Source organism: Blautia sp. MCC283 (assembly GCF_018785565.1).
Classification (GTDB): domain Bacteria; phylum Bacillota; class Clostridia; order Lachnospirales; family Lachnospiraceae; genus Blautia_A.
This window is the reverse complement of sequence record NZ_WQQB01000045.1, coordinates 112613-138801: the sequence shown is the minus strand read 5'-3', so window position 1 is coordinate 138801 and position 26189 is coordinate 112613. Positions and strand designations below refer to the sequence as shown.

Genomic DNA, 26189 nt, shown 5'->3' with positions numbered 1-26189 from the left:
GGATCGCGAATATCCGCTTGACGAAAAATTACAAAAATTACACGCAGGTTCCGGATATCCGGGGGACTTTTCCGGATTTCGGAACCTGTAGTTTTGGAAAGGGTGGAAATTTTGAGTCTTATTGAACAGTTTCAGTTTAATTTTCTGGACGACAGCCGGTGGCAGTTTATTGTATCTGGTCTGAAAAACACCATCATTATTACATTCTTTGCGGTGCTGCTTGGCGTTTTTCTGGGATTTCTGATTGCCATTGTCCGTTCCACACATGATAAGACGGGGAAACTTAAGATCCTTAATGTGATCTGCAGAGTTTACCTGACTGTGATCCGTGGAACACCAACCATGGTACAGCTGCTGATCGTTTACTATGTTATTTTTGCTACCGTAGATCCGGGTAAAGTGATCGTTGCCATCATTGCGTTTGGAATGAACTCCGCAGCATATGTGGCAGAGATCGTCCGTTCCGGTATCATGTCCATTGATCAGGGACAGTTTGAGGCAGGACGAAGCCTTGGACTTAACTATACACAGACTATGACCAAGATCATTCTTCCACAGGCCGTAAAGAATATCCTTCCGGCACTTGGAAATGAGATGATCGTACTTCTGAAGGAGACCTCCATCAGTGGTTATATCGGTCTTACAGATCTGACCCGTGGCGGAGATATCATCCGAAGCCAGACCTACAGTGCCCTGTTCCCGCTGCTTGCAGTAGCGGCAATTTATCTTGTGATCGTTTGTTTCCTTACATACCTTGTAGGAAGACTTGAGAGGAGGCTGAGAAACAATGAGCGTAAGTAATGAGGTACTTCTTGACGTGCAGGGACTTCAGAAGGCCTACGGCAGCAATCAGGTCCTTAACGGGATCACCACACAGATCCGTCGCGGTGAAGTAGTAGCCATCATCGGACCGTCCGGCTGTGGTAAATCCACATTTCTCCGTTCGCTGAATCTTCTTGAGGAGCCAACCGGGGGAAAAATCCTTTTTGAGGGAACTGATATCACAGATCCGAAGGTAGATATCAACCGTCACCGACAGAAGATCGGAATGGTATTCCAGCAGTTTAATCTCTTTCCGCATAAAACCGTAAAAGAGAATATCATGCTGGCACCGGTAACTTTGAAGCTGATGAGCAAAGAAGAAGCAGAGAAAAAAGCTCTGGAGCTTCTCAAGCGTGTCGGACTTCCGGACAAGGCAGATTCTTATCCGGACATGCTTTCCGGTGGACAGAAGCAGCGTATCGCCATTGCAAGATCCCTTGCCATGAACCCGGATGTGATGCTGTTTGATGAGCCTACATCCGCACTTGATCCGGAGATGGTCGGAGAGGTTCTGGAACTGATGAAGGAGCTTGCAAAATCCGGTATGACCATGGTTGTGGTAACTCATGAGATGGGATTTGCCCGCGAGGTTGCAACCAGAGTTCTTTTCATTGATGAGGGAAAGATCCAGGAGGAGAATTCCCCGAAGGAATTTTTTGCCAATCCAAAGAACAAGAGACTTCGTGAGTTCCTTTCAAAAACCTTATAAATTTCAATTACTGAAAACTGATATTTTCCATATCTGGTACAAAATTGCCGGAGGAAAATATCAGTTTTTTTCTGTATGACAGATTTTAAGATAAAAATGTGCTATAATGAACAATCAGAAAGAAAAGTGATAAAAGGGGAAATATGGAGTCTGATCAGTGAAAAGGACTTTTATAAAAAACAATGGAGAGGGAAAAAACTATGATTATTCGAAATGGAAATGTTTTTCAGGAAGACGGCAGTTACCGGAAGATGGATCTTTATGTGGAAAATGGCAGAATTGTTTCCAGTGAGGAGGAAGTATCTGATAAAGAAGAAATTGACGCTTCGGGCCTGAAGGTTTTGCCGGGACTTGTGGATATTCACAGCCATGGTGCTGTGGGACATGATTTTTCAGATGCAGATGCCACCGGCCTTAAAAAAATCCTCAAGTATGAGAAAGCACATGGAATTACTTCCTATTGTCCTACATCAATGACACTTCCGATGGAACAGCTGATCCGGATTTTTGCTTCCGCGACAGAAGTGGAGCAGGATGACAGCTGTGCCAGGATCGTGGGCCTGAACATGGAGGGACCGTTTTTGGATCCTGCGAAAAAGGGGGCACATGTAGAGGAATATATCCGCAAACCGGACATCAGATTTTTCCGGGAATGTCAGGAAGCTTCCGGCGGAATGATAAAGGTTGTGACTGTGGCTCCGAATATGGAAGGTGCAGAGGCGTTTATTGAAGCACTTAAAGATGATGTGGTGATTTCCATCGGCCATACAGGCGCGGATTACGACTGTGCGGCAAAAGCCATGGAAAAGGGTGCCCATCATGTAACTCATCTGTACAATGCCATGAATCCGCTTGGACACCGTGCGCCTGGTGTGATCGCGGCAGCGGCAGATGATCCGCTGTGTATGGCAGAAATGATCGGAGACGGGATTCATATTCATCCGGCTGTAGTAAGAAATACATTTCGGATGTTCGGGGAAGAACGGATCGTACTGATCAGCGATTCCATGATGGCAGCAGGAATGGAAAACGGTGTTTATGAGCTGGGCGGCCAGAAGGTTATCATGAACAACCGTAAAGCAGTTCTTGAGGATGGCACCATTGCCGGTTCCGCAACCAACCTCTATGAATGTATGCAGTGCGTGATCGCAATGGGCGTGCCGGAACATACAGCGATTTTTGCAGCTACCAGAAATCCTGCAAAGAGCATTGGCATCTATGGAGAGGTGGGTTCTCTTGTGCCTGGAAAACGTGCGGATATGGTACTTGCAGATGAGAAGCTGAATATCGTGAGAGTGATCTGATGAAGGTCTGAGTGAATCAGATAAAGAATGGCACAGAAACTGCAAAACTGTTGCCTGAAGTGAAAATGTCTGTCTGAATAAAATATGGCTCCGGTTCCCGGAAAGCGGAATGAGAATGTTCGCTTTATGCCGGGAACCGGAGCCTTGTTTTGGTTGTTTGGCGCTGGTGGCTGAGTTTATTCTTCAGCAGCGCCCTGTGCGGCTTTCATTTCGTTGTAACAGTATTTGATGATGGATTTTCTGGTTATGATTCCGATAAAGGCGCCCTGGTCATCCACAACCGGCACGAAGTTCTGATTGATGGCGCGATCCAGGAGATCTTCCATATTGGAATCTGCATGGACCGGTTTATAGGTGGCACGGCGTGGAATTGCCATGATGGGAACGCCTTCTGTTTCCTTGATATCGTGAATGTCGGCCCGACGCATGCCCCAGAGAAGGTCGCCTTCTGAGATGGTGCCGAGATATTTGCCATCCATGGTGAGGATGGGAATGCAGGAGTACTTGCGGTGCTCCATTTTTTCAAGGGTCTGGCGAAGGGTCTCATCTTCGAAGATGTAGGCGACTTCGCTTTTGGGAATCAGAAAAAACAGAATGTTCACGTTATTACCTCATTTCCGCAAAAATTATAAATAAATCTGCAAGATGTTTTAGAGAAGCTGAAGTCCGTGTGCCTCTGCAGCATCTGTGATTTCTTTTGGCCAGAGAGATACATGTACTTCTCCGATGTGCGCTTTACGCAGGAAGAACATACAGATTCTGGACTGTCCGATACCACCACCGATGGTGTACGGAAGCTCTTTGTTCAGGATGGCTTTCTGGAAAGGAAGCTCTCTTCTGTCATCGCAGCCTGCTTCTGTAAGCTGGCGGTCAAGCGCAACCTCGTCAACACGGATTCCCATGGAGGAAAGCTCAAGTGCAATGTCAAGTACCGGATAGTATACAAGGATATCACCGTTCAGTTCCCAGTCATCGTAGTCCGGGGCACGTCCGTCGTGGCGCTCTCCGTTTGTGAGGGTTTTTCCGACTTTCATAAGGAATACGGCACCTTTTTCACGGACGATCTTGTATTCACGTTCCTTTGGTGTGCAGTCCGGATACATGTCAAGAAGCTCCTGCGTTGTGATGAAGAAGATGTCTTTCGGAAGGATTTCTTCGATGTAGTCGTACTGTACAGCCATGTATTTCTCAGTTTTACGAAGGACACTGTAGATGGTGCGTACGGTCTCCTTGAGAGTTTCCATAGTGCGCTCTTCCTTGGAGATGATCTTTTCCCAGTCCCACTGGTCTACGTAAACAGAGTGGATATTGTCCAGATCTTCATCGCGGCGGATCGCTACCATATCTGTGTAGAGGCCTTCACCGTGAGAAAAACCATATTTTTTCAGAGCGTAGCGTTTCCATTTCGCAAGGGAGTGTACGATCTCGGCGTTGCTGCCTTCGATAGCCTTGATATCAAAGCTTACCGGGCGTTCTACACCGTTAAGGTTGTCATTAAGGCCGGATTCCGGTGCTACAAATGTTGGAGCGGATACTCGGAGAAGATTAAGCTTCTGGGAGAGTGTCTGCTGGAAGAAATCTTTTACTGTTTTGATCGCAATCTGTGTGTCATGGAGGTTGAGGTCTGCATGATAGGTTGCGGGGATTGTGATTGTGTTCATTATCGGCTCCTCCTGATGATTTTTGGGCTTATTGCTCTGTGGGGTATTATAGCAGAAAATGGCCAGGGTGGCAATATAAGGTGATGTGAAGTCCGGTCCCGGACCAGGGAAAAATACTGGGTATTGAGAGCGTGATATGATATACTGAATGTAAATTGTGAAGCGATCGCATTCAGGGACATACAGCAGGAAAGAATGCGAATGTCCGATTGATAAAAAGAAATGTGAATGTCCGTTTTAACGGACAGAATGGAGGGAGTTTATGGCAGGTGAGAAGTGTCAGGTTTGTGGCGGCAGGGTTGTAAATGGCAGGTGTTCGCTGTGCGGGATGCCTTACAGAAATGATGAAATACTCTACCATCTTAATGAACCCCGGGATGTACATTACAGGCATGCTTCCGCAAAAGTGCGGGATATGATGCGACAGTATGGACAAACTGTGGACAAAACAGCACAGCGCGGCGGCAGAGTGAACCGGAGTACAAATATGGGCCGGAATACGAATGCAGGCCAGAATATGAATACGGGCCGGAATATGAATACAGGCCGGAATGCAGGTGCGAACCGGAATCCAAACGGAAATCGAAATACAGGAAATGCAGCTGCAACTGTAAGGAAGACCGTACCGGCAGGTAACACCATGAATAAAACAACGGCAGACAGGAACCGTACAGAAGTTCCAAACCAGGGGAAAAAGCAGCAGAACGAAGGACGGAAAAGAAACAGTATAAGCTGGATCATATGGCTTATAGTGGCACTGGTTGCTTTGTTTCCCCAGTTATGGGATTTTATCGTAGAATGGATCAGAATGAATTTGTAAGAATATTTCCGCAGTGAGATCATGCGGTGCTAAGAGTCTGTATTTTCTTGTATACAGAAATACCCCTTTTCTTTTCCTCCCAGCTGTGGTATACTCATGCCTAGCACAATATATAGAAAAAAACCAAGATATAGAGAATAACAATACTATATATAGTATTCGGGAGAGATGAGTCATGTTATATGTGATTAAGAAAGACGGAACAAGAGAGGAGTTTAATCCTCAGAAAATCGTGGCTGCCGTAAATAAATCAGCAGAGCGTATCCTTTATACTTTTTCCGATGAGGAGAAGGATTTTATCTGCCGTTTTGCTCAGGAGCATGCGGATTCCCTTGGGAAAAATGAGATCGAGATCCAGGAGATGCACAACATCGTGGAGGGTGCACTGGAGCGGGTGAATCCTGCAGTTGCCAAGAGCTACCGCGATTACCGGAATTACAAGCTGGATTTCATCCACATGATGGATGACGTTTACACCAAGAGCCAGGCCATCCGCTACATCGGTGATAAGAGCAATGCCAATACAGACAGTGCGCTTGTTGCAACCAAGAGAAGCCTGATCTTTAATGAGCTGAACAAGGAGCTTTACCGGAAGTTCTTTATGAACCGTAATGAGCTTCAGGCATGTAAGGACGGTTATATTTATATTCATGATCAGTCTGCACGTCTGGATACTATGAACTGCTGTCTGTTTGATGTGGCAGCTGTTTTAAGCGGCGGTTTTGAGATGGGTAATGTCTGGTATAATGAGCCGAAGACTCTGGACACAGCCTTTGATGTTATGGGCGATATCATCCTCAGCACAGCGGCGCAGCAGTACGGTGGTTTTACCGTTCCGGAAGTTGATAAGATCCTGGCACCGTATGCGAAGAAGAGCTATGATAAATATATTTCCGAATTTCTGAAATACTCCGATGAGAGCTGGAGCGGCCGCGAGGAACGTGCGATCGAGTATGCCCTTGACAAAGTCCGCAGGGATTATGACCAGGGATGGCAGGGAATTGAGTATAAGCTGAATACGGTTGGTTCTTCCAGAGGCGATTATCCGTTTGTTACAGTAACACTTGGTCTTGGAACTGAGCAGTTTGAGAAGATGTGTACGGTTTCTCTCCTTGAAGTTCATCAGGGAGGCCAGGGAAAAGCCGGACATAAGAAACCGGTACTGTTTCCGAAGATCGTATTCCTCTATGACAAAGAGATCCACGGTCCTGGAAAGTGCTGTGAGGATATTTTTGAGGATGGTGTGGAGTGCTCCTCCAAGACCATGTATCCGGACTGGCTGTCCATGTCCGGAGCAGGCTATATTTCCAGCATGTACAAGAAATACAAAAAAGTCATCAGCCCGATGGGATGCCGTGCTTTTTTAAGTCCGTGGTATGAGCGTGGCGGCATGGAACCGGCAGATGAGAATGATACGCCTGTTTTTGTGGGCCGTTTTAACATCGGTGCGGTAAGCCTTCATCTTCCGATGATCCTTGCCAAGGCCAGGGCGGAGAGCAGAGATTTCTATGAAGTTCTGGATTTCTATCTGGAAATGATCCGTAATCTGCATATCCGTACGTATGAGTATCTGGGACAGATGCGTGCGTCTACCAATCCTCTTGCCTACTGTGAGGGTGGTTTCTACGGTGGACATCTGAAACCGAATGAAAAAATCGGCAAGATCCTGAAGCCGATGACAGCTTCCTTTGGTATTACAGCACTTAATGAGCTGCAGGAGCTTTACAATGGCAAATCCATTGCAGAGGATGGTGCCTTTGCTCTGGAAGTCCTGAAATATATCAATGACAAGGTAAATCAGTACAAGAAGGAAGATGGCTATCTTTACGCAATCTACGGAACACCGGCAGAGAGTCTCTGCGGCCTTCAGGTAGAACAGTTCCGTAAGATGTACGGAATCATTGAGGGTGTTTCTGACAGACCATATGTGAGCAACAGTTTCCACTGCCATGTAACCGAGGATGTAACCCCGATCGAGAAACAGGATCTGGAGGGTCGTTTCTGGGAGCTTTGCAATGGCGGTAAGATCCAGTATGTACGTTATCCGATCGGCTACAATAAAGAAGCCATCCGTACATTGATCCGTAGAGCCATGGATCTGGGGTATTATGAGGGCGTGAACCTTTCTCTCGCATACTGTGATGATTGTGGTCACGAGGAGCTGGAGATGGATGTGTGTCCGGTCTGCGGTTCCAGAAACCTGACGAAGATCGACCGTATGAACGGATATCTTTCCTACAGCCGTGTTCATGGAGATACCCGTCTGAATGAGGCGAAGATGGCGGAGATCGCTGAGCGAAAATCCATGTAAAATGGCCGGACAGATTGGCAGAGGAACCGTTCTCTGATGCGGAGCCAGGCAGTAAAGTATGGATTTTTGATGCCTGTCTGAACGGATACAGATTAAGACATAGATTATAAAAATACACAGATATGGCATTATGCGCTGTATCTGTGTTTTTTTGCGCCAGTTTTCCGGTATAAAAAATATCCCGCAGAGCTGCTGGCAGGATCAGCAGTTCTCTGCGGGATATTGTCATGGCAAAGTGGATATTTATATTTCACTTTATATTCTGTGTTTATAGATAATTATTTAATGATGGTTCCTGTTTTCTCACAGTATCCGTCTTTGGCGTGAGCCATATCGGTGATGATGGTACGGCGTCCGGTGCCTTTTTCAACGAAGGAAACACCTGCTTCTATCTTCGGAAGCATGGAGCCTGCAGCGAACTGATCGTCTGCAATGTATTTCTTCGCATCTTCTGTGGAGATGGTATCCAGATAAGATTCCTGATCGGTGTTGTGGTTAAGGCTTACCTTCTCAACACTTGTAAGGATCATCAGAGTATCTGCGTTCAGTTCCTCTGCAAGAAGTCCTGCTGCACGGTCCTTCTCGATGATAGCACTGGCACCGTTCAGCTGGGTACCCTGCTCAAGAACCGGGATTCCGCCACCGCCTGCTGCGATAACGATCTGCTCTGCCTGGGAAAGAACTTTCACGGTCTCGATCTCCACGATCTTCTGTGGCTTCGGTGCTGCAAGGATTCTTCTGTACTGTCCTTCCCCTACTTTTGTGACGAAGTTTCCTTTTTCTTCCTCGGCTTCTGCTTCTTCTGCATTCAGGACACGACCGATGATCTTCTCCGGTTCGGAAAATGCTTCATCATATGGATCAATGACAACCTGTGTGAGAATGGTGCTGACAGGTTTATAGATTCCTCTGGAAATAAGTTCCGCACGAATGGCGTTCTGAAGGTCATAGCCGATATAACCCTGGCTCATGGCAGAACATACGGACATTGGTGCAAATGTATAATCAGGATGTGCCTTGCCGAATTCATTCATTGCGGTGTGGATCATCCCTACCTGCGGACCGTTGCTGTGGGAGATTACCACGCGGGTTCCCTCTTCAACCAGGTCTGCGATTGCCTTGGCTGCAAGTCGGGCGGCTGTTTTCTGCTCAGGAAGTGTGGTACCAAGTGCTCGGTGGCCTAATGCAACTACTACAGTTTTTTCGCTCATAGGAAATACCTCATTTCTCTTTAAAATTGGTTACTGTTCAATAGTAACGAGTATTATATTTTATTATAAAAGACCTATGTTGGAAATGCAATAGAATTTTAGATGAATACGGTTTACAGATAGTTGTCAGGCCGTGAATTTTCAGACAAGGAAAAACCGCCTGATTCGGTCAGGCGGTTCATTTCCTACTATTTTTTGAGGGGGGAGATAGAGAGTGGTTTTTCATCTATCCAAGACCTATTATATAGAGGAAATATGTTTAAATTATGTCGGTAATCTAAAAGAAATCGAAAATTTATAAAGAAAGTTTAAACAAACTTTATAATTTTTATATCTGGTTGCACCTGATTGAGGAATGTGCTACATTGGAAGAGTCTTAAGTCCGTGTTCTGCGGAATATATTCACGCATCAGTTCGATGCAGAAATCCTATTTTTACTGATAAATATTGTTTTGCCGACGGTTATGCACCGTTTTTCCGGGGAGGGATGCCTTTGTCTGTGGAAAAGTAAGCTTCTGTTAAAAGTGAATGTGTAAAAGATAATGCCATAACAGGCAGAAATGGAGAATTGAAATGAAAAACAGAATATGGAAACAGATAAAGCAGATCACAGTTGCGGCTGCAGTGGCCGGAACTGTGCTGTTTGGAAGTGTTCAACCGGGAATGGCTGCGGATTCTGAACTTCAGTCGGGACAGGAATTGTCAGATGACCGGGAAAAGGAGGATGGATATGAGCACATGGAGGAGCTGGCATCCGGGGAAACAGTATGCAAAGAGAATGAAGCGCCGGAGGAAGAGAGTGAGAGCACACAGGAGAGAACGGAGACCGGAGGAGAAAATGTAGAAAGTGCTGCACTGCCTTTGGAAGGTGTTGAAGAGGAAGATATGGATATGGAGGAAGATATGTCCGAAGATACGGAAGACGCGGAAGAACCTGAGGAAATGCCGGAAGAAGAACCGGAGGAAATTTCGCCTTCTGCGGATGCAGACACAGAAAAAGCAGATATGACACTTTCTCTGACTTCAGAGACGGAAGAAATGAAAGCAGGGAAGACCATCCGCTACCGTGTGGACCTTGCTAATACCGGCGATGTGGATCTGATCGATATACAAATGACCAGCAGCTTTTCCTGCCCGAAGATCACACAGCAGTGGGAGGAGGCTGAGGGACTTGACGGAGAAGGTGCAGATGCAGAGGTGGCAGAGCTGAAAGCCGGCGAGAAGCGGAGTTTTTATATTCTGGCACCGCTTTTAAATGAACAGGAAAAAGATCTGGAACATAAAGTAGAAGCAGGTGCGAAAGTAAAGGGACGGCCGGAGGAGATGATTTTTCGGAAAGCGCAGATGGTCAGTCCGCTGCAGCCGCTGAAAGCAGATTTTTCTGTAAAGAAAACAGCGGACAGAGAGACTGCAATGCCAGGAGAAACAGTCACTTATCAGATCTGCATCATCAATACCGGGGAAAAAACACTTCATTCTGTTGTGGGGACAGAACGTTTTCAGGCAGAGGGGATTGAGGCTCGTTTTGTGGAACAGGAAGGGATTACATTAAACAGTACGAAAACCAAAGCTCTGATCGAAAAAATAGCGCCAGGGGAAGCAGTATCCCTTCAGGCAGAGGTGAAGATCCCGGAAAAAACGGTAAATCAGAAGCTTTTTAACAAGGTAACCGTCACAAGCCAGGAAACCGGTGAGAAACAGATGGAGGCATCCGCCGAGATCACAGTAGAAGGAAACGAGACACCAACACCAGAAGAAAGCCCTGAGGAAAAGACAGGAGGAGATCCTTCTTCCGGACAGGAAGAAATGGCAAGGGCAGCATCTTCTCATCCACAGACGGGCGACAATACGGAGCCGTCGCTGTTTGTACTGCTGGCAGTGAGTGCTGGGGTGACGGGGATGGGAGTTCTCTGGCTGCGAAGAAAATATGCCCGGATCTATGGCAGAAAATGACATTGCGTGTTCTGGTGAAAACAATAATAAACGGGCTTTTTACAGGGAGTGTCCTGGCGTAAAGAAACGTTGAAAACAGGGGGCAGGTGTGCTATTCTATATGGTATGTACACAAAATAAGAACAGTATGCCTTCCCGTATCCTGACTGTCATCTGGCAGCCGGAAAAAGGGAAAATGGAGGAGAAAAAATGAAACTTTTATCCTTATTAGAACATCTTGAATACAAATGCCTTCAGGGAAATACAGACCAGGAAGTTTCTTCTGTTGTGTATGATTCCCGTAAAGTAGAAGAGGGAAGTCTTTTTATCTGCATCAGAGGCGCAGTTGTGGACGGCCATAAATTCGTGCCGGATGTTGTGGCAAAAGGTGCAAAAACTCTCATCGTAGAAGAACCGGTGGAAGCTCCGGCAGATGTAACTGTGATCCAGGTGGAAGATACCCGTTATGCCATGGCGTTTATTTCCGCAGCATGGTTCGGACATCCGGCGAAGAAACTGAAAACGATCGGAATCACGGGAACCAAGGGTAAGACAACCACCACTTACATGGTGAAGTCTATCCTTGAAAATGCAGGATATAAGGTTGGCCTGATCGGAACGATCGAAGCCATTATTGGAGAGAAACATATCCCGGCAGCCAATACAACACCGGAATCGTATATGGTTCAGAAATATTTCCATGATATGGTTGAAGCGGGCTGCGACGCGGTAGTTATGGAGGTTTCTTCACAGGGACTGATGCTCCACAGAACCCAGGGATTTGTCTTTGATTTTGGAATTTTCACAAATATTGAGCCAGATCATATCGGACCGAATGAACATAAAGATTTCGATGATTATCTTCACTGTAAATCCATGCTTCTGAAACAATGTAAGGTTGGTATCGTAAACCGTGATGATGAACATTTTGAACGTATTATCGATGGCCATACCTGTGAGCTTGAGACATACGGATTTTCTGAAAAAGCGGATCTCCGTGCAGAAGATGCGAAACTGGTGGGAAGAAAAGGATATCTTGGAATTTCCTACCATGTAAAGGGACTTCTTGATTTTCCGGTGGAGATCGATATTCCTGGCAAATTCAGTATTTACAATTCCCTGACAGCCATCGCCATCTGCCGTCATTTCAAAGTATCTGAAGAGAATATCATCAAAGCGCTGAAAGTAGCCAAGGTGAAAGGTCGTATTGAGATGATCAAGGTATCCGACGAATTTACGCTGATGATCGATTATGCGCACAATGCCATGGCGCTTGAGAGCCTTCTTGGAACATTGAAGGAATATAACCCGCACAGACTGGTATGCCTGTTTGGATGTGGGGGAAACCGCTCCAAGCTCCGCCGCTATGAGATGGGTGAGGTTTCCGGCAAGATGGCAGATCTCACGATCATCACTTCTGATAATCCACGTGATGAAGATCCTCAGGCCATCATCGATGATATCAAGATCGGAATGGCGAAAACCGATGGTAAATATGTAGAGATCCCTGACCGTAAGGAGGCTATTGCCTATGCGATCCATCATGGAGAACCGGGAGATATCATTGTCCTCGCAGGAAAAGGACATGAGGATTACCAGGAGATCAAGGGTAAGAAATATCCGATGGATGAGAGAGTTCTGATCCGGGAAATCCTGGAAGAAGATCGGAAAGCGTAATCGGATGGTCTATGCAGATGTGATCATTGACATTTCTCATGAGAAAGTTGACCGGGATTTTCAGTACCGCATTCCGGAAGAACTGGAACCGGCCATAAAACCAGGCGTTGTGGTTACTGTACCGTTCGGGAAGGGAAATACACTCCGAAAGGGTTATGTGATCGGAACTTCTACAGAAGCCAAATATGATGCCTCGAAGACGAAGGAAATCCAGGGAGTGTCCACGGACAGTGAAACAACGGAATCCAGACTGATCGCACTTGCGGCATGGATGAAAGAAACGTATGGTTCTACCATGATCCAGGCACTGAAAACAGTACTTCCTGTAAAAGATAAAGTAAGAGCCAAAGAAAAAAAGCTGATCTTTTTTACCGGGGAGAAAGCGCGTGCACAGAAGCTTCTGGAAGAACTGGAAGGCAGTCGCTTTAAAGCTCGTGAAAGATTTCTGAGGGCAATTCTGGAGGCAGGAAGTTTGGATTATACCTATGCGTCAAAAGAGCTTGGAGCCAGTATTTCTGTCCTGGATTTTTTTGAAAAAAAGGGCCTTATAAAGATTGAAAGCCAGGAAATGTACCGCATTCCGAAAAACAGTGGACTGGTAAAAGAGGACGGGGAACTTTCTCTGAATCAGGAACAGCAGGAAGCCGTTGCAGAGATTTTTCAGGAATGGCAGAAACCGGAACCGAGACCTGCACTTCTTTTTGGAGTGACCGGAAGCGGAAAGACGCAGGTTTACATGAGGCTGATCCAGGAAGTACTGGAAGAGGGAAAACAGGCCATTGTGCTGATTCCGGAAATTGCACTTACCTATCAGACAGTCCGGCGTTTTTATGCCATGTTTGGAGATAAAGTTTCTGTCCTGAATTCCAGACTTTCCCAGGGAGAACGTTATGACCAGTTCAAAAGAGCGAAACGTGGCGAGGTGCAGGTGATGGTGGGACCCAGATCTGCGCTGTTCACCCCGTTTTCCAATCTGGGACTGATCGTTATCGATGAAGAACATGAACCCACCTATAAAAGTGGAAATACACCAAGGTATCATGCCAGGGAAACAGCCATTCAGAGAGCAGGCATGGAACATGCCCGTATTGTTCTGGGATCTGCAACACCGTCACTGGAGGCTTACAGTCATGCCTGTGACGGAGAATATCTTCTGGTACGATTAAACGCCCGTTATGAAGAACGGCCGCTTCCCCAGGTATCAATTGTTGATTTGCGGGAAGAATTAAAAAAAGGTAACCGTTCCGTGCTGAGTATGGAACTGAAACAGCAGATGGATCATGCACTTAAGAATAGGGAACAGGTTATGCTGTTTCTGAACCGGCGGGGTTATGCAGGTTTTGTTTCCTGCAGGGCATGTGGGCACGTGATGAAATGTCCGCACTGTGATGTGTCTTTAAGTGAACATAATGGCAACCGTCTGGTCTGCCATTACTGCGGATATGAAATTGCGAAACCAGAATCCTGTCCTTCCTGTGGTTCTCCGCATATCGGTGGATTTAAAGCCGGAACCCAGCAGATCGAGAAAGTCCTGGAAAAAGAATTTCCCGAAGCCCGTGTCCTTCGAATGGATTTTGATACCACAAGGACAAAAGACAGTTATGAGAAGATCCTGGCAGCTTTTGCCAGACATGAGGCGGACATTCTGGTGGGAACGCAGATGATCGTTAAAGGACATGATTTCCCGGATGTGACGCTGGTAGGTGTGATCGCTGCAGATCTTTCACTGAACATGGATGATTATCACTGCGGGGAACGGACATTTCAGCTCCTTACCCAGGCGGTTGGGCGTTCCGGCAGAGGAAATAAGGCGGGGCATGCGGTGATACAGACGTATCAGCCGGAGCACTACAGTATTCAGGCAGCAGCCATTCAGGACTATGAGAAATTTTATAAAGAAGAGATGATGTACCGGATGCTTCTGGATTATCCGCCGGCAGCTCATATGATGACAGTTTTTGGCGCCTGCCAGGATGAGGAACTTCTCAAAAAAGCCATGTATTATATAGAAGTTTTTATCCGCAGGGTAAGTCCGAAAGAGGAGCTTCACATGATCGGCCCTGCGTCTGCATCGGTAGGAAAAGTAAAAGATGTTTACCGCCAGGTGCTCCATCTGAAGCACACAGATATACGTTTTCTCACGGCAGTCAGAGAAAAGCTGGAGAAATATATAGAGATAAATTCCGGATTCCGGAAGATATATATACAATATGATATGATGTAACGATTTCATAAAGAAAGGAAATCGCTGCAGATGAGTTAAAGGAGAAGAAAAAATGGCACTTAGAACAATTCGTGTACAGGGTGATTCTGTACTGACAAAAAAATCCCGCACAGTGGACAAAATGACACCAAGGATCGGAGAACTGATCACAGATATGCTGGATACCATGTATGATGCAATGGGCGTAGGCCTTGCGGCACCACAGGTGGGAATCCTGAAACGTATTGTTGTAATTGATGTAGGGGAAGGCCCGATTGTCCTGATCAATCCGGAGATCCTTGAGACCAGCGGTGAGCAGACCGGTGATGAGGGATGCTTAAGTGTTCCTGGAATGGCAGGACAGGTAACACGTCCGAACTATGTGAAAGTAAAAGCTCTTGATGTAAATATGGAAGAGCAGATCTATGAGGGAGAGGGACTTCTCGCAAGAGCGTTCTGCCACGAGATCGATCATCTTGATGGAAAAATGTATACAGAGCTTGTGGAGGGAGAACTTCACAAGGTAACTTATGATGAAGAAGACTAAAGGCGGGATAATATGAAAATTGTTTATATGGGAACTCCGGACTTTGCGGTGGCACCACTTGCGGCGCTGGTAGAGAACGGATATGAGGTCGAGGCAGTGATCACACAGCCGGACAAACCTAAGGGCAGAGGTAAGACCATGATGCCTACCCCTGTAAAAGAAGAAGCACTGAAACATGAGATTCCGGTACTGCAGCCGGTAAAAGTAAGAGATCCGGAGTTTGTGGAGAAGCTTAAAAGTCTTGCACCGGATATTATCGTTGTAGCGGCATTTGGACAGATCATTCCAAAGAGTATCCTTGATATGCCGAAATTCGGATGTATCAATATCCATGCATCCCTTCTTCCGAAGTACCGTGGAGCAGCGCCGATCCAACAGGCTGTGATCGACGGAGAAAAAGAATCCGGCGTTACTATCATGCAGATGGGAACCGGCCTGGATACCGGGGATATGATTTCCAGGATCGTAGTGCCACTTTCAGAGGATGAGACAGGAGGAAGCCTGTTTGATAAGCTTGCTGTGGCAGGAGCAGAGCTTCTGGTACAGACACTGCCGTCTATCTTTGACGGAACTGCCACCCGCGAAAAACAGCCGGAAGAAAGCCCGACACCATATGCAGCCATGATCTCCAAAAAAATGGGACTTCTGGATTTTGGAAAAAGTGCAGAAGAACTGGAGCGGCTGGTAAGAGGCCTCAACCCGTGGCCGAGTGCTTTTACCTTTATCAATGGAAAAACGCTGAAGGTCTGGAAGGCTTCTGTACTGAAAACGCAGGCCGGGAAAGTACCGGGAACTGTACTTGCCGCAGATAAAGAAGGAATTCAGGTAGCCTGCGGACAGAATGTGCTGGTACTTCATGAAGTACAGCTGGAAGGCAAGAAACGGATGGAAGTAGATGCTTTTCTGCGGGGCTATCAGTTGAAACCAGGAGACATGTTTAAAGATTCCAGGGAGTGATAAGTGATGTACGGATATGGTTATTATGGCTGGGGGATGGACCCCACGGTTCTGCTGCTTGTGATCGGAATGCTGCTTTCTCTGGTTGCATCCGCGAAACTGCACAGTACGTTTGCTGTTTATAAAAAGATTCGGAATCATTCCGGGATCACTGGCGCGGAAGCTGCACAGAGGATCTTAAGGGCAGCAGGTATCACGGATGTGCAGGTGGTTCCGATCAGGGGAAGCCTGACCGATCACTATGATCCAAGAACAAAAACAGTTTCCCTTTCTGAGGATATTTATGGAAGAAATTCACTGGCAGCAGTAGGCGTGGCAGCCCATGAATGCGGACATGCGATCCAGGATGCCATCAATTATGCGCCTCTGAACATCCGATCTGCCATTGTACCGGCAGCCAATATCGGCTCACAGCTTTCCTGGCCGCTGTTTATTGCGGGACTGATCTTTTCCATCCGTCCTCTGGTGACTTTGGGAATTGTTCTGTTTTCACTGGCAGTACTTTTTCAGCTGGTAACTTTGCCGGTTGAGGTCAATGCGTCTTCCAGAGCGCTGAAAATGCTGGAAAGTACCGGGATTTTGGGTACAGATGAAAAAAAAGGAGCAAGAAAAGTACTGACAGCGGCAGCGCTTACTTATGTGGCAGCTCTGGCAGCATCGATTTTACAGCTTCTGAGACTGATTATCCTTGCAGGAGGTAGAGATCGTGATTAACAGCGGAGTAAATACAAGAGAACTGATTCTTGAGATCCTGCTGGAGATTGAGGAGGAAGGCGAGCACAGCCACATTGCGATCCGCAATGCCCTTTCCAAATATCAGTTCCTTCCAAAACAGGAACGTAGTTTTATAACGAGAGTATGTGAGGGAACCCTGGAATACAGAATCTACATTGATTATGTGATCGATTCTTTTTCCAAGGTTCCTGTAAATAAGATGAAACCACAGATCCGTGAGATTTTAAGAAGTGCGGTATATCAGCTGAAATTTATGGACAGTGTTCCGGACAGTGCTGTGTGCAATGAGGCTGTAAAGCTGGCACAGAGAAAAGGCTTTTATAATCTGAAACCTTTTGTTAACGGTGTACTTCGCACGATTGCCAGGGAAATAGGAAAACTGGAACTTCCATCCAGAGAGGAAGACGAGGTACGTTATCTCTCTGTGAAATATTCCATGCCGGAATATCTTGTAGAAAAATGGAAAGCTGCCTACGGTGTGAAGACAACCGAGAAGATCCTGGAAGATTTTCTGACAGAAAGACCGATCACTGTGCGGTGCCGGACGCATAAGGCTTCTCTTAAGGAGATTGTTACAAGCCTGAAAGCACAGGGAGTGACAGTACAGCAGGCACCATACCTTCCGTATGCCCTGAAGATTTCGGATTACAATCATATCCTGACACTGGATGCATTCCTCCAGGGAAAGATTCTTGTGCAGGATATCAGCTCCATGCTGGTGGCAGAGGCAGCCAGTCCGAAAAAGGGCGATTACATTATCGATATGTGTGCGGCGCCGGGTGGAAAAAGTATTCATGCTGCCGATAAAATGGGTGATTATGGAAATGTGGATGCAAGGGATGTAAGCCAGTATAAGGCAGACCTTATCAAGGAGAATATCCACAGAACCGGTGTGATCAATGTAGATGCGAAGGTTCAGGATGCGACCGTATATGATCCGGATTCCGAGCAGGCAGCGGATATCGTTATCGCAGATGTACCCTGCTCCGGATATGGAGTTATCGGTAAGAAGCCGGAGATCAAATATCGGGCAACACCACAGAAACAGGAAGAAATTGTAATGCTCCAGAGAATGATTCTGGATAAGGCGGCGAAATATGTGAAGCCGGATGGAACACTGATCTTCAGCACCTGTACCATTGCCCGTGAGGAAAACGAAGAAAATGTATTATGGTTTTTAAAGAACTATCCGTTTCGACTGGAAAGTCTGGACCCGTATATTCCGGAAGAACTTCACTGCAAATCCACAAAACTCGGGTATCTGCAGCTTCTGCCGGGGATACATAAGACAGACGGATTCTTTATTGCCAGATTCAGAAGGAAATAATAAAAATGACAGATATAAAATCCATGACAATGGAGGAACTGAAAAATCTGATGACAGAGATTGGCGAAAAGCCTTTCCGCGCAAAGCAGATCTATGCATGGCTTCATCAGCAGCTGGTTACCTCCTGGGATGAAATGACAAATCTTTCCAAAAGCCTCCGCGAGAAACTGTCGGTTTATCCGATCACAGCACTCAGCCAGGCAGATGTGAGGATTTCAAAAATCGACGGAACCAGGAAATACCTGTTTCAGTTGGAAGACGGAAATGTGATCGAGAGTGTTCTTATGAGATATCATCACGGAAACTCTGTATGTATTTCCTCACAGGTAGGGTGCCGTATGGGCTGCCGGTTCTGTGCTTCTACCATCGGAGGCCTGACCAGATGCCTGAAACCTTCCGAGATGCTGGACCAGATCTACCGGATACAGGCAGATACCGGAGAACGGGTGGCAAACGTGGTAGTGATGGGAACCGGTGAGCCGATGGACAATTATGATAATCTTGTCCGTTTTATCCGGATACTTACCGACGAAAACGGACTTGGCATCAGTCAGAGGAATGTAACGGTTTCTACCTGTGGCATTGTTCCGAAAATGTATGATCTGGCAGAAGAGAAACTGCAGATCACGCTGGCGCTTTCTCTTCATGCGCCTAATGATGAGAAACGTCAGGAACTGATGCCAATCGCCAATAAATATTCCATGGATGAGGTTCTGGATGCCTGCAGAAACTACTTCGACAAAACAGGCAGAAGGATCACTTTTGAGTACAGCCTTGTGGCTGGTGTGAATGACAGTGAGGAAGATGCAAAACAGCTGGCCGGCCGTATTAAGGGGATTAACTGTCATGTGAATCTGATTCCGGTTAATCCGATCAAGGAGCGTTCCTATGTGAGGTCTACTCGACAGGCTGTGGAGAATTTCAAAATAAAACTTGAAAAATACGGAATTAATGTTACTATTAGAAGGGAAATGGGCAGTGACATTGACGGTGCCTGTGGACAGCTAAGAAAAAGTTACATGGAAAAAACAGAAAGCGAGAAGTGACATGAGGATATACTCAGCTACTGATGTAGGGCAGAAGCGGAAGATGAATCAGGATTACGTGTTTGTGTCTGAAGGTCCGGTAGGAAATCTGCCTAATCTATTCACAGTCGCGGACGGGATGGGTGGCCATAACGCCGGTGACTATGCATCCTCACATGCAGTACGGATCCTTGTGGATGAAATCCGTGAAGATGCGGATTACAATCCGGTGAAGGTTATTCGTCATGCGATAGAAACTGCAAATACGGAGATCAGAAACCGTGCGCAGGAAGACGAGAACCTCCGGGGCATGGGAACCACTATGGTAGTGGCGACTATTGTAGATCAGTATGCCTATGTGGCCAATGTAGGTGACAGCCGTTTGTACGTGATCCAGGACGGAATCCACCAGATCACCAGAGACCATTCACTGGTTCAGGAAATGGTGAAAATGGGTGAGATCAGTGAAGAGGAAGCACGGAACCATCCGGATAAGAACATTATTACACGGGCACTTGGCGCAGAGAAAACGGTGGATGTGGACTTTTTTGACCTGAAACTTGAGGAGGGATGTACGATCCTTATGTGTTCAGATGGTCTCAGCAATATGGTTGCAGATGAGAAGATTGAAGAGATCATATCCGATCCGGAAGCAGATATTGATCAGAAGGGCAGTGCGCTCCTTCGGGAAGCAAATCAGAATGGTGGTAAGGATAATATTGCAATCGTACTGGTAGAACCATTCACGAATGAGGTGGAAACATGTTGAAGACGGGAATGATCATAGCCGAGCGCTATGAGATCGTAGGAAAAATCGGAACTGGCGGAATGGCAGATGTCTATAAGGCTATGGATCATAAGCTGAACCGCTTTGTGGCAGTGAAGGTCCTGAAACCGGAATTTCGGGAGGACACCACGTTCATCAAGAAATTCAGAAGTGAGGCTCAGGCTGCAGCCGGTCTTACCCATCCGAATATTGTCAATGTATTTGACGTAGGAGATGACGGTGGTGTTTATTACATTGTCATGGAACTGATCGAGGGAATCACCCTGAAGGAATATATTTCCAAAAAAGGCAAGCTCTCTATCAAAGAAGCTACAAGTATTGCTATCCAGGTCTCAATGGGACTGGAGGCTGCACACAGCCATGGAATCGTGCACAGAGATGTGAAACCGCAGAATATCATTATTTCCACAGATGGTAAAGTGAAGGTGACGGATTTTGGAATTGCCAGAGCTGCGTCATCCAACACCATCAGTTCCAATGTGATGGGATCTGTACATTACAGCTCTCCTGAGCAGGTGAGAGGCGGATACAGCGATGAGAAGAGTGATATTTATTCTCTGGGAATCACACTGTATGAGATGGTAACAGGAAGAGTACCTTTTGACGGAGATACGACCGTTGCCATTGCGATCAAGCATCTTCAGGAAGAAATGGTTCCGCCAAGTGTGTATACACCGGATCTTCCGTACAGTCTGGAACAGATCATACTGAAATGTACACAGAAGAGCGTGGATCGCCGTTATACCCGAATGGAAGATGTGATCGCAGATCTGAAACATTCACTGATCGATCCGCAGGGGGATTTTGTGAAGTTGACAACTGTGGATACAGATGCGAAGACAGTTGTGATCTCAGAGGAAGAGCTTGGAGAGATCAAACACACTCCGAAGCAGATCACCAAGGCGGAAACAGCTGCTCTTGAGAAAGAAGAGTATGATGATAATGACTATGATGACGCGGAAGACGACTACGAATCCGGGAAAAGATCCGGAAAGAAAAAGAAACATGGAGCTGGAAGAGGATTGACGATCGCTGCATTACTTGGCGGTACAGTTCTGCTGGTTGTTCTGGTGGTCGTTCTCGGACGTGCAGCCGGGCTTTTTGGAACAGGAAGTTCGAAGAGTAACAAGGCAGAACAGAAAGCAGAAAGCGCATCAGACAGCATGGCAACAGTTCCGGATCTTGTAGGAAAGACAGAGGATGAGGCCAAGGCTCTTGCAAATGATGCACATCTCGGTGTACAGATGGCAGGAGAAGAGGCATCTGATCAGGAGAAAGGCAAGATTTCCCGTCAGGAAACAGCAGCAGGAACTCAGGTTGCGGAATATACAACAGTGAAATACTGGGTAAGTACCGGAACACAGCAGATCACGATTCCGGATCTGGATGGACGTACAGGAATTGATGCCCAGCAGACACTGGAAGATCTGGGCCTTAAGGTAACTGTTCAGAAGGAGTACAGTGATACCGATGATAACGGATATGCGCTTGTAGATCCTGGATATGTATACAGTGTAGAGCCGGCAGCAGGCACTTCTGTTCAGGCTGGTTCTTCAGTAACGCTGACAGTCAGCCGTGGCGTTGATTATGGCGATAATGCCGAAGTTCCAAGCGTTGTTGGAATGAGCAAGGATGATGCACTTACAACTTTAGGTAAGTTTATCGATATTCAGATTACAGAGCAGCAGAGCTCAGAAGCAGCCGGAACTGTGATTGCACAGGAGCCGGAAGCTTACGCGGCAGCAGATCCGGATCAGCCAGTCTATCTGACGATCAGTTCCGGAGATCAGGTACCGTCTGCAGACAGTACAGCATCTGCAGACAGCACGGCGACGACAGACAGTACAACAACTACAGATAGTACCGCAGCTACAGACAGTACGGCAGCTACAGATAATACAGCTTCCACAGACAGTACAGCATCTGCAGACAATACTGCCTCCACAGGAAGTGCAGCCTCCGGTTCCGGCTGGAAATGTACACAGGTTCTGGATACACCGTCCGGTTATAATGGAGGAGCGATCCGTCTGGAACTGATCCAGGATGTCAATGGAGAGCCGACAGCAACCAAGATCATTGACGGACAGAAAGTAAGCTTCCCGTATCAGCTGGATGTGACCGGAGCAGACGGAGTCTCAACCGGTACGATCTATCTCTACGAGGAGACAGATGGAAATTATCAGCAGCTTGGAACCTACACCGTTACTTTCAAGAAAGCTGACTGATCATGCAGGGAAAAATAATCAAAGGTATTGCCGGATTCTACTATGTATATGCAGAAGACGGCAATACATACGAATGCAGGGCGAAAGGCATTTTTCGAAAAGATAAGCGAAAGCCCCTGGTAGGTGACAATGTGGACATTACAGTCCTGGATGAAAAAGAACTGGAGGGAAGCGTGACCGGGATCCATAAACGCAGAAATTCCCTGATCCGTCCGGCGGTAGCCAATGTGGATCAGGCACTTGTGATCTTTGCCATGGATAACCCGAAACCCAATTTCATGCTTCTGGATCGTTTTCTTATCATGATGGAGCGGGAAGATGTTCCGGCAGTCATCTGCTTTAATAAAAAAGATCTGGCAACAGCGGAAGAACTGGAGTTTCTGTATGAGACCTATCAGAGCTGTGGCTATCAGGTAATATTATCAAGCGCACTGAAGGGAGAGGGGCTTGGCGAGATAGAAGCCGTGCTGAAAGGCAAGACGACAGTTGTAGCAGGCCCTTCGGGAGTTGGAAAGTCTTCTCTTACCAATTCTCTTCAGGAAGAAGTGGAGATGGAGACCGGCGAGATCAGCCGCAAACTGAAACGCGGAAAACATACCACACGCCACGCACAGATCATACCGGTTTCACAGGATACTTTTCTTGTGGATACACCGGGATTTTCCTCCTTATATATTGAAAATATGGAGGAACAGGAACTGAAGGATTATTTTCCTGAGTTCCGAAAATATGAAGGACAGTGCCGTTTCCAGGGCTGTCGTCATATACACGAACCGGGCTGTGCCGTTAAGGAAGCCCTTGAGAACAATGAGATCAGCAGACTCCGGTATGAGGATTATCTGGAGCTGCATCAGGAATTAAAAGAGAAAAGGAGATACTGAGTCATGGAATACCGATTGTGCCCGTCGATTTTATCCGCAGATTTTAACCGACTGGGAGAACAGATTAAAATTCTGGAAAAAGAAGGCGTAGAATATCTGCATATTGATGTTATGGATGGAGATTTTGTCCCGAGCATTTCTTTTGGAATGCCGGTGATCAAGTCGATCCGGAAAGAATCCAACATGTTTTTCGACGTACATTTGATGGTAACAGAACCGGAAAGATATATTCGCGATTTTGTGGAGTGTGGAGCAGATTCCATTACCGTACATGCAGAGGCATGTGAGGATCTGGAGCGCACACTGGAGCAGATCAAAGCTGCCGGTGTAAAAGCGGCTGTTTCTATTAAACCATCCACACCGGTCAATGACATCAGTCATCTTCTCGAAGACGTGGATATGGTTCTGGTGATGACTGTTCAGCCTGGATTTGGCGGACAGAAGTACATGGATGAGTGCACAGAGAAGATCCAGGAGCTTCGTGAGCTTATTGATGAGGAAGATCTTGATGTTGATATTCAGGTAGACGGCGGCATCAATGATGATACACTGGAGACAGTTATGCGTGCCGGTGCCAACTTCATGGTTGCAGGATCCTGGGTATTTAAAGGCGATGTAGCCGCAAATGTGCGACATATCACAGACAGGATCCACGATATTAAAGAAAAGCTGGACTGAAAATGATCGATACAGTAATAATCAGCGGGGGCAATATCCAGAATGGTTTTGCCCTCGATTTTTTAAAAAAAAGAATAAAAGAAGGCGGAAGAGAAAGCCTTGCCCTTGTTGCGGCAGACAGTGGAATGGAATGGTTCATGAGGAACCGGGAATTTATTCCGGATCTTGCAGTAGGGGATTTTGACAGCCTTTCAGAAGAAGGAAAAAAATACATGGAAAGTCTGAATGGACTTAAGATCATCAGGCTGAAACCGGAAAAAGATGATTCAGATACACAGTCAGCAGTCAATCACATGATCAGTGAAGGAAGCAGAGAAATACTGATCTTGGGGGCAACCGGAACAAGGCTGGATCATGTGCTCGCCAATCTCGGACTGCTTTCTATGGGAAGAGAAAAAGGAGTTCATATCGCACTTGCAGATCAGTGGAATTACATTACCCTGGTCGACAGTGGAACAGTTTTGAAAAAAGAAGGACAGTTTGGAAAATATGTTTCTTTCTTTACAGTTGGAGGGGATGTATCCGGGCTGACTCTGAAAGGTTTCAAATATCCTCTGGATGGATATGATCTGACTGTTGCTGACAGCGGCCTTACCGTCAGCAATGAGATTGCTGCGGAAACAGCGGAAGTTACATATGACAGAGGATCACTGCTTATGATCATGTCCAGAGATTAACACAGACCGGGAATTCATCCACAAAAAAGGACTTGTCAGAAAAACCACCAAAGATCCGGAAAAGTTGACAGTAATTGGTTGCAGACAGAGTTTGTGGGTGGTAAGATGTAAAAAAACTGTCAGGGAAGAAGGAAGAGTATGAAAACTGGAAAGAACAGACAGACGGGAAATCAGAACCCCTTTAATCCACAGTCATCCGGACAGGGAAGTCCTTATGGAAATGCCGGAGGAACACCGTTTGGAGGCGGAATGGGAAATGCCGGGGGAGCACCGTTCGGCGGTGGCTCCGGAGGTTTTGGAGGCGGCTCATTCGGAGGTGGAATGGGAAATGCCGGAGGAACACCATTTGGCGGTGGCTCCGGGAAATACAATGGACAGTTTGGATACAATGGAATGTCACCGATGAATACCAGGAAACGTACACGCTTTTCGAAATTGTTTTTGATCGTCTCACTTATTGTTTCTGTGATCTTTTTCCTGCTTGGAGAGGTTATTTACAGAACGCTGATCACAGGAGTGAATTCTGTGGTATTTATGGGAGTTTACTTTGCTTTGTTCGGACTGCTTTTGTCCATTGGACTTTTTGTTGTGGCGAAGATTTCTGATCTGGAGATCACATCGAATAAGATCCTGCTTGTCGGTGGCTGTGTCCTTTTGCTGTTAATACTTGGAATCCTGTTTGAATTTATTTATGAGCTGGATTTCAGTTCTGTGAGGACAGTAGCGGATAATTATGTTTTTGCGATCGATAATTCCGGTTCCATGCAGGACAATGATCCCAATCAGGAACGAGTGGCCGCGATCAAACAGCTTTTAAGTAACCGTGATGAGGATGTGGAATTTGCGGTATATACATTTTCAGAGGATATCCGCTGCATTCGTGAAATGATGCCGGTTTCCGCAGGAATCGAAGACTTTACCACAGAACCAAATGGAGGAACCCCTATTGTAGGTGTGCTGGGGAAGATCATGGATGACATGGAATCCGGAGCATTGCCCTACGATGAGGGAACACAGGTGATCCTTCTGACAGATGGATATGCAACGGATAATGGTTTCTTTGACTTCCGGTTAAATAAGATCCTGAAGAAATATAACAGCAAAAAAGTAAGCGTCAGCACAGTTGGACTGGGAAGCGTTGATGAGAATATGCTGAATGATATTTCCGGAAAAACAGGCGGAATCAGTGTGAGAACAGATAATGTAGACGAGCTTGCAACGGCAATGGCATCTGCGGTGCGTGTAACAGATACCAGCAGAAACCTTCTTTCTGCCCGTGCGAGAACGAATTATAACTGGGCATATGCGCTGATGCGTATTGTTTTCCTGATCATTCTTGGTGCCGGTTTCCTGGGGATCAAGCTTTTGGCAGTGGACAATACAGCGAACCTGGGAATGATCCTGATTTCGTCACTGATCGGGATCGTGTTGGGAGCTCTGATCATGGAAGTAGGCCTGAGCCTGATCCTGAACGAATTTTTTGCACGTCTTCTGATGACGCTGCTGTTTGGAATGATGATCACGACTCTGGAAAAGACGATCGTAGAAACAGCAAGCGGAAATATAGGTGTCAGATTTATGTGATCATGTGACTGTCGGTCACTTTGTAAACAGTGATATTATGTGGGATCCACTGGTATATCAAAGATACAGATAAGGTGTACAAAAGAGCTTCGGTGTGGTATAATTCATCCGTATTG

Annotated in this window: 22 protein-coding genes; 19 read left to right on the top strand and 3 right to left on the bottom strand. The window is 46.4% G+C overall.

Annotated elements, in window-relative coordinates:
* The first annotated feature begins 111 nt into the window (after positions 1 to 111).
* The 3 genes from GPK81_RS13265 (at position 112) to nagA (ending at position 2835) form a co-directional block, all read left to right on the top strand.
* Complete coding sequence (locus GPK81_RS13265; protein ID WP_021977911.1) at positions 112 to 801, top strand: amino acid ABC transporter permease; 690 nt, start codon at positions 112 to 114, stop codon at positions 799 to 801.
* Positions 788 to 1531: an amino acid ABC transporter ATP-binding protein gene (locus GPK81_RS13260; protein ID WP_021977910.1), complete on the top strand. Its 744-nt coding sequence runs from the start codon at positions 788 to 790 to the stop codon at positions 1529 to 1531. Before GPK81_RS13265 ends, GPK81_RS13260 begins: the two co-directional genes overlap by 14 nt.
* A gap of 200 nt (positions 1532 to 1731) precedes the next feature.
* Positions 1732 to 2835, top strand: coding sequence for an N-acetylglucosamine-6-phosphate deacetylase (nagA, locus tag GPK81_RS13255; RefSeq protein ID WP_118070593.1), 1104 nt, complete (start codon positions 1732 to 1734; stop codon positions 2833 to 2835).
* A gap of 176 nt (positions 2836 to 3011) precedes the next feature.
* On the opposite strand, the gene GPK81_RS13250 is transcribed toward nagA, so the two are convergent.
* Both GPK81_RS13250 and asnA read right to left on the bottom strand, forming a co-directional pair.
* Entirely contained in the window at positions 3012 to 3437 is a 426-nt protein-coding gene (locus GPK81_RS13250) for a CBS domain-containing protein (protein WP_021977908.1), read from the bottom strand.
* A 48-nt stretch (positions 3438 to 3485) separates the two neighbouring features.
* Positions 3486 to 4496 carry an aspartate--ammonia ligase gene (asnA, locus tag GPK81_RS13245; RefSeq protein WP_021977907.1) on the bottom strand — a complete coding sequence of 337 codons (1011 nt, stop codon included), beginning with the start codon at positions 4494 to 4496 and terminating at the stop codon, positions 3486 to 3488.
* A 262-nt stretch (positions 4497 to 4758) separates the two neighbouring features.
* On the opposite strand from asnA, the gene GPK81_RS13240 reads away from it, so the two are divergent.
* Both GPK81_RS13240 and nrdD read left to right on the top strand, forming a co-directional pair.
* Positions 4759 to 5316, top strand: a complete 558-nt coding sequence (locus GPK81_RS13240) for a hypothetical protein (RefSeq protein ID WP_174088366.1) — start codon at positions 4759 to 4761, stop codon at positions 5314 to 5316.
* Between the two features lie 175 nt (positions 5317 to 5491).
* Positions 5492 to 7627, top strand: coding sequence for an anaerobic ribonucleoside-triphosphate reductase (gene nrdD, locus GPK81_RS13235; RefSeq protein ID WP_215707191.1), 2136 nt, complete (start codon positions 5492 to 5494; stop codon positions 7625 to 7627).
* Between the two features lie 278 nt (positions 7628 to 7905).
* On the opposite strand, the gene arcC is transcribed toward nrdD, so the two are convergent.
* Positions 7906 to 8838: a carbamate kinase gene (gene arcC, locus GPK81_RS13230; RefSeq protein ID WP_021977904.1), complete on the bottom strand. Its 933-nt coding sequence runs from the start codon at positions 8836 to 8838 to the stop codon at positions 7906 to 7908.
* Between the two features lie 573 nt (positions 8839 to 9411).
* On the opposite strand from arcC, the gene GPK81_RS13225 reads away from it, so the two are divergent.
* The 14 genes from GPK81_RS13225 (at position 9412) to GPK81_RS13160 (ending at position 26073) form a co-directional block, all read left to right on the top strand.
* Entirely contained in the window at positions 9412 to 10791 is a 1380-nt protein-coding gene (locus GPK81_RS13225) for a COG1470 family protein (RefSeq protein WP_215707190.1), read from the top strand.
* A gap of 189 nt (positions 10792 to 10980) precedes the next feature.
* Positions 10981 to 12447 carry a UDP-N-acetylmuramoyl-L-alanyl-D-glutamate--2,6-diaminopimelate ligase gene (locus GPK81_RS13220; protein WP_021977902.1) on the top strand — a complete coding sequence of 489 codons (1467 nt, stop codon included), beginning with the start codon at positions 10981 to 10983 and terminating at the stop codon, positions 12445 to 12447.
* 4 nt (positions 12448 to 12451) lie between these two features.
* Positions 12452 to 14671 (top strand): replication restart helicase PriA, encoded by a 2220-nt coding sequence (gene priA, locus GPK81_RS13215; protein ID WP_215707189.1) that lies wholly within the window; start codon positions 12452 to 12454, stop codon positions 14669 to 14671.
* A gap of 52 nt (positions 14672 to 14723) precedes the next feature.
* Entirely contained in the window at positions 14724 to 15197 is a 474-nt protein-coding gene (gene def / locus GPK81_RS13210; protein WP_021977900.1) for a peptide deformylase, read from the top strand.
* A 12-nt stretch (positions 15198 to 15209) separates the two neighbouring features.
* Entirely contained in the window at positions 15210 to 16154 is a 945-nt protein-coding gene (gene fmt / locus GPK81_RS13205) for a methionyl-tRNA formyltransferase (protein WP_021977899.1), read from the top strand.
* A 6-nt stretch (positions 16155 to 16160) separates the two neighbouring features.
* Positions 16161 to 16868 carry a zinc metallopeptidase gene (locus GPK81_RS13200; protein WP_118063775.1) on the top strand — a complete coding sequence of 236 codons (708 nt, stop codon included), beginning with the start codon at positions 16161 to 16163 and terminating at the stop codon, positions 16866 to 16868.
* On the top strand, positions 16864 to 18216 hold the full coding sequence (gene rsmB / locus GPK81_RS13195) for a 16S rRNA (cytosine(967)-C(5))-methyltransferase RsmB (protein WP_118063805.1): 1353 nt from the start codon (positions 16864 to 16866) through the stop codon (positions 18214 to 18216). The genes GPK81_RS13200 and rsmB overlap by 5 nt, the downstream gene beginning before the upstream one ends.
* A 5-nt stretch (positions 18217 to 18221) precedes the next feature.
* On the top strand, positions 18222 to 19262 hold the full coding sequence (rlmN, locus tag GPK81_RS13190) for a 23S rRNA (adenine(2503)-C(2))-methyltransferase RlmN (RefSeq protein ID WP_021977896.1): 1041 nt from the start codon (positions 18222 to 18224) through the stop codon (positions 19260 to 19262).
* 1 nt (position 19263) lies between these two features.
* The gene (locus GPK81_RS13185) at positions 19264 to 20010 is read left to right on the top strand and encodes a Stp1/IreP family PP2C-type Ser/Thr phosphatase (protein ID WP_021977895.1); all 747 of its coding nucleotides are present in this window, start codon (positions 19264 to 19266) and stop codon (positions 20008 to 20010) included.
* Positions 20004 to 22253 carry a Stk1 family PASTA domain-containing Ser/Thr kinase gene (pknB, locus tag GPK81_RS13180; protein ID WP_178744663.1) on the top strand — a complete coding sequence of 750 codons (2250 nt, stop codon included), beginning with the start codon at positions 20004 to 20006 and terminating at the stop codon, positions 22251 to 22253. The genes GPK81_RS13185 and pknB overlap by 7 nt, the downstream gene beginning before the upstream one ends.
* 2 nt (positions 22254 to 22255) lie before the next feature.
* A complete protein-coding gene (gene rsgA, locus GPK81_RS13175; protein WP_118063771.1) occupies positions 22256 to 23134 on the top strand; it encodes a ribosome small subunit-dependent GTPase A in 879 nt (292 codons plus the stop codon).
* A gap of 3 nt (positions 23135 to 23137) precedes the next feature.
* On the top strand, positions 23138 to 23812 hold the full coding sequence (gene rpe / locus GPK81_RS13170; RefSeq protein ID WP_021977892.1) for a ribulose-phosphate 3-epimerase: 675 nt from the start codon (positions 23138 to 23140) through the stop codon (positions 23810 to 23812).
* 2 nt (positions 23813 to 23814) lie between these two features.
* Positions 23815 to 24489 carry a thiamine diphosphokinase gene (locus GPK81_RS13165; protein WP_215707188.1) on the top strand — a complete coding sequence of 225 codons (675 nt, stop codon included), beginning with the start codon at positions 23815 to 23817 and terminating at the stop codon, positions 24487 to 24489.
* A 138-nt stretch (positions 24490 to 24627) separates the two neighbouring features.
* Positions 24628 to 26073 carry a VWA domain-containing protein gene (locus GPK81_RS13160; protein WP_021977890.1) on the top strand — a complete coding sequence of 482 codons (1446 nt, stop codon included), beginning with the start codon at positions 24628 to 24630 and terminating at the stop codon, positions 26071 to 26073.
* Positions 26074 to 26189 lie beyond the last annotated feature (116 nt).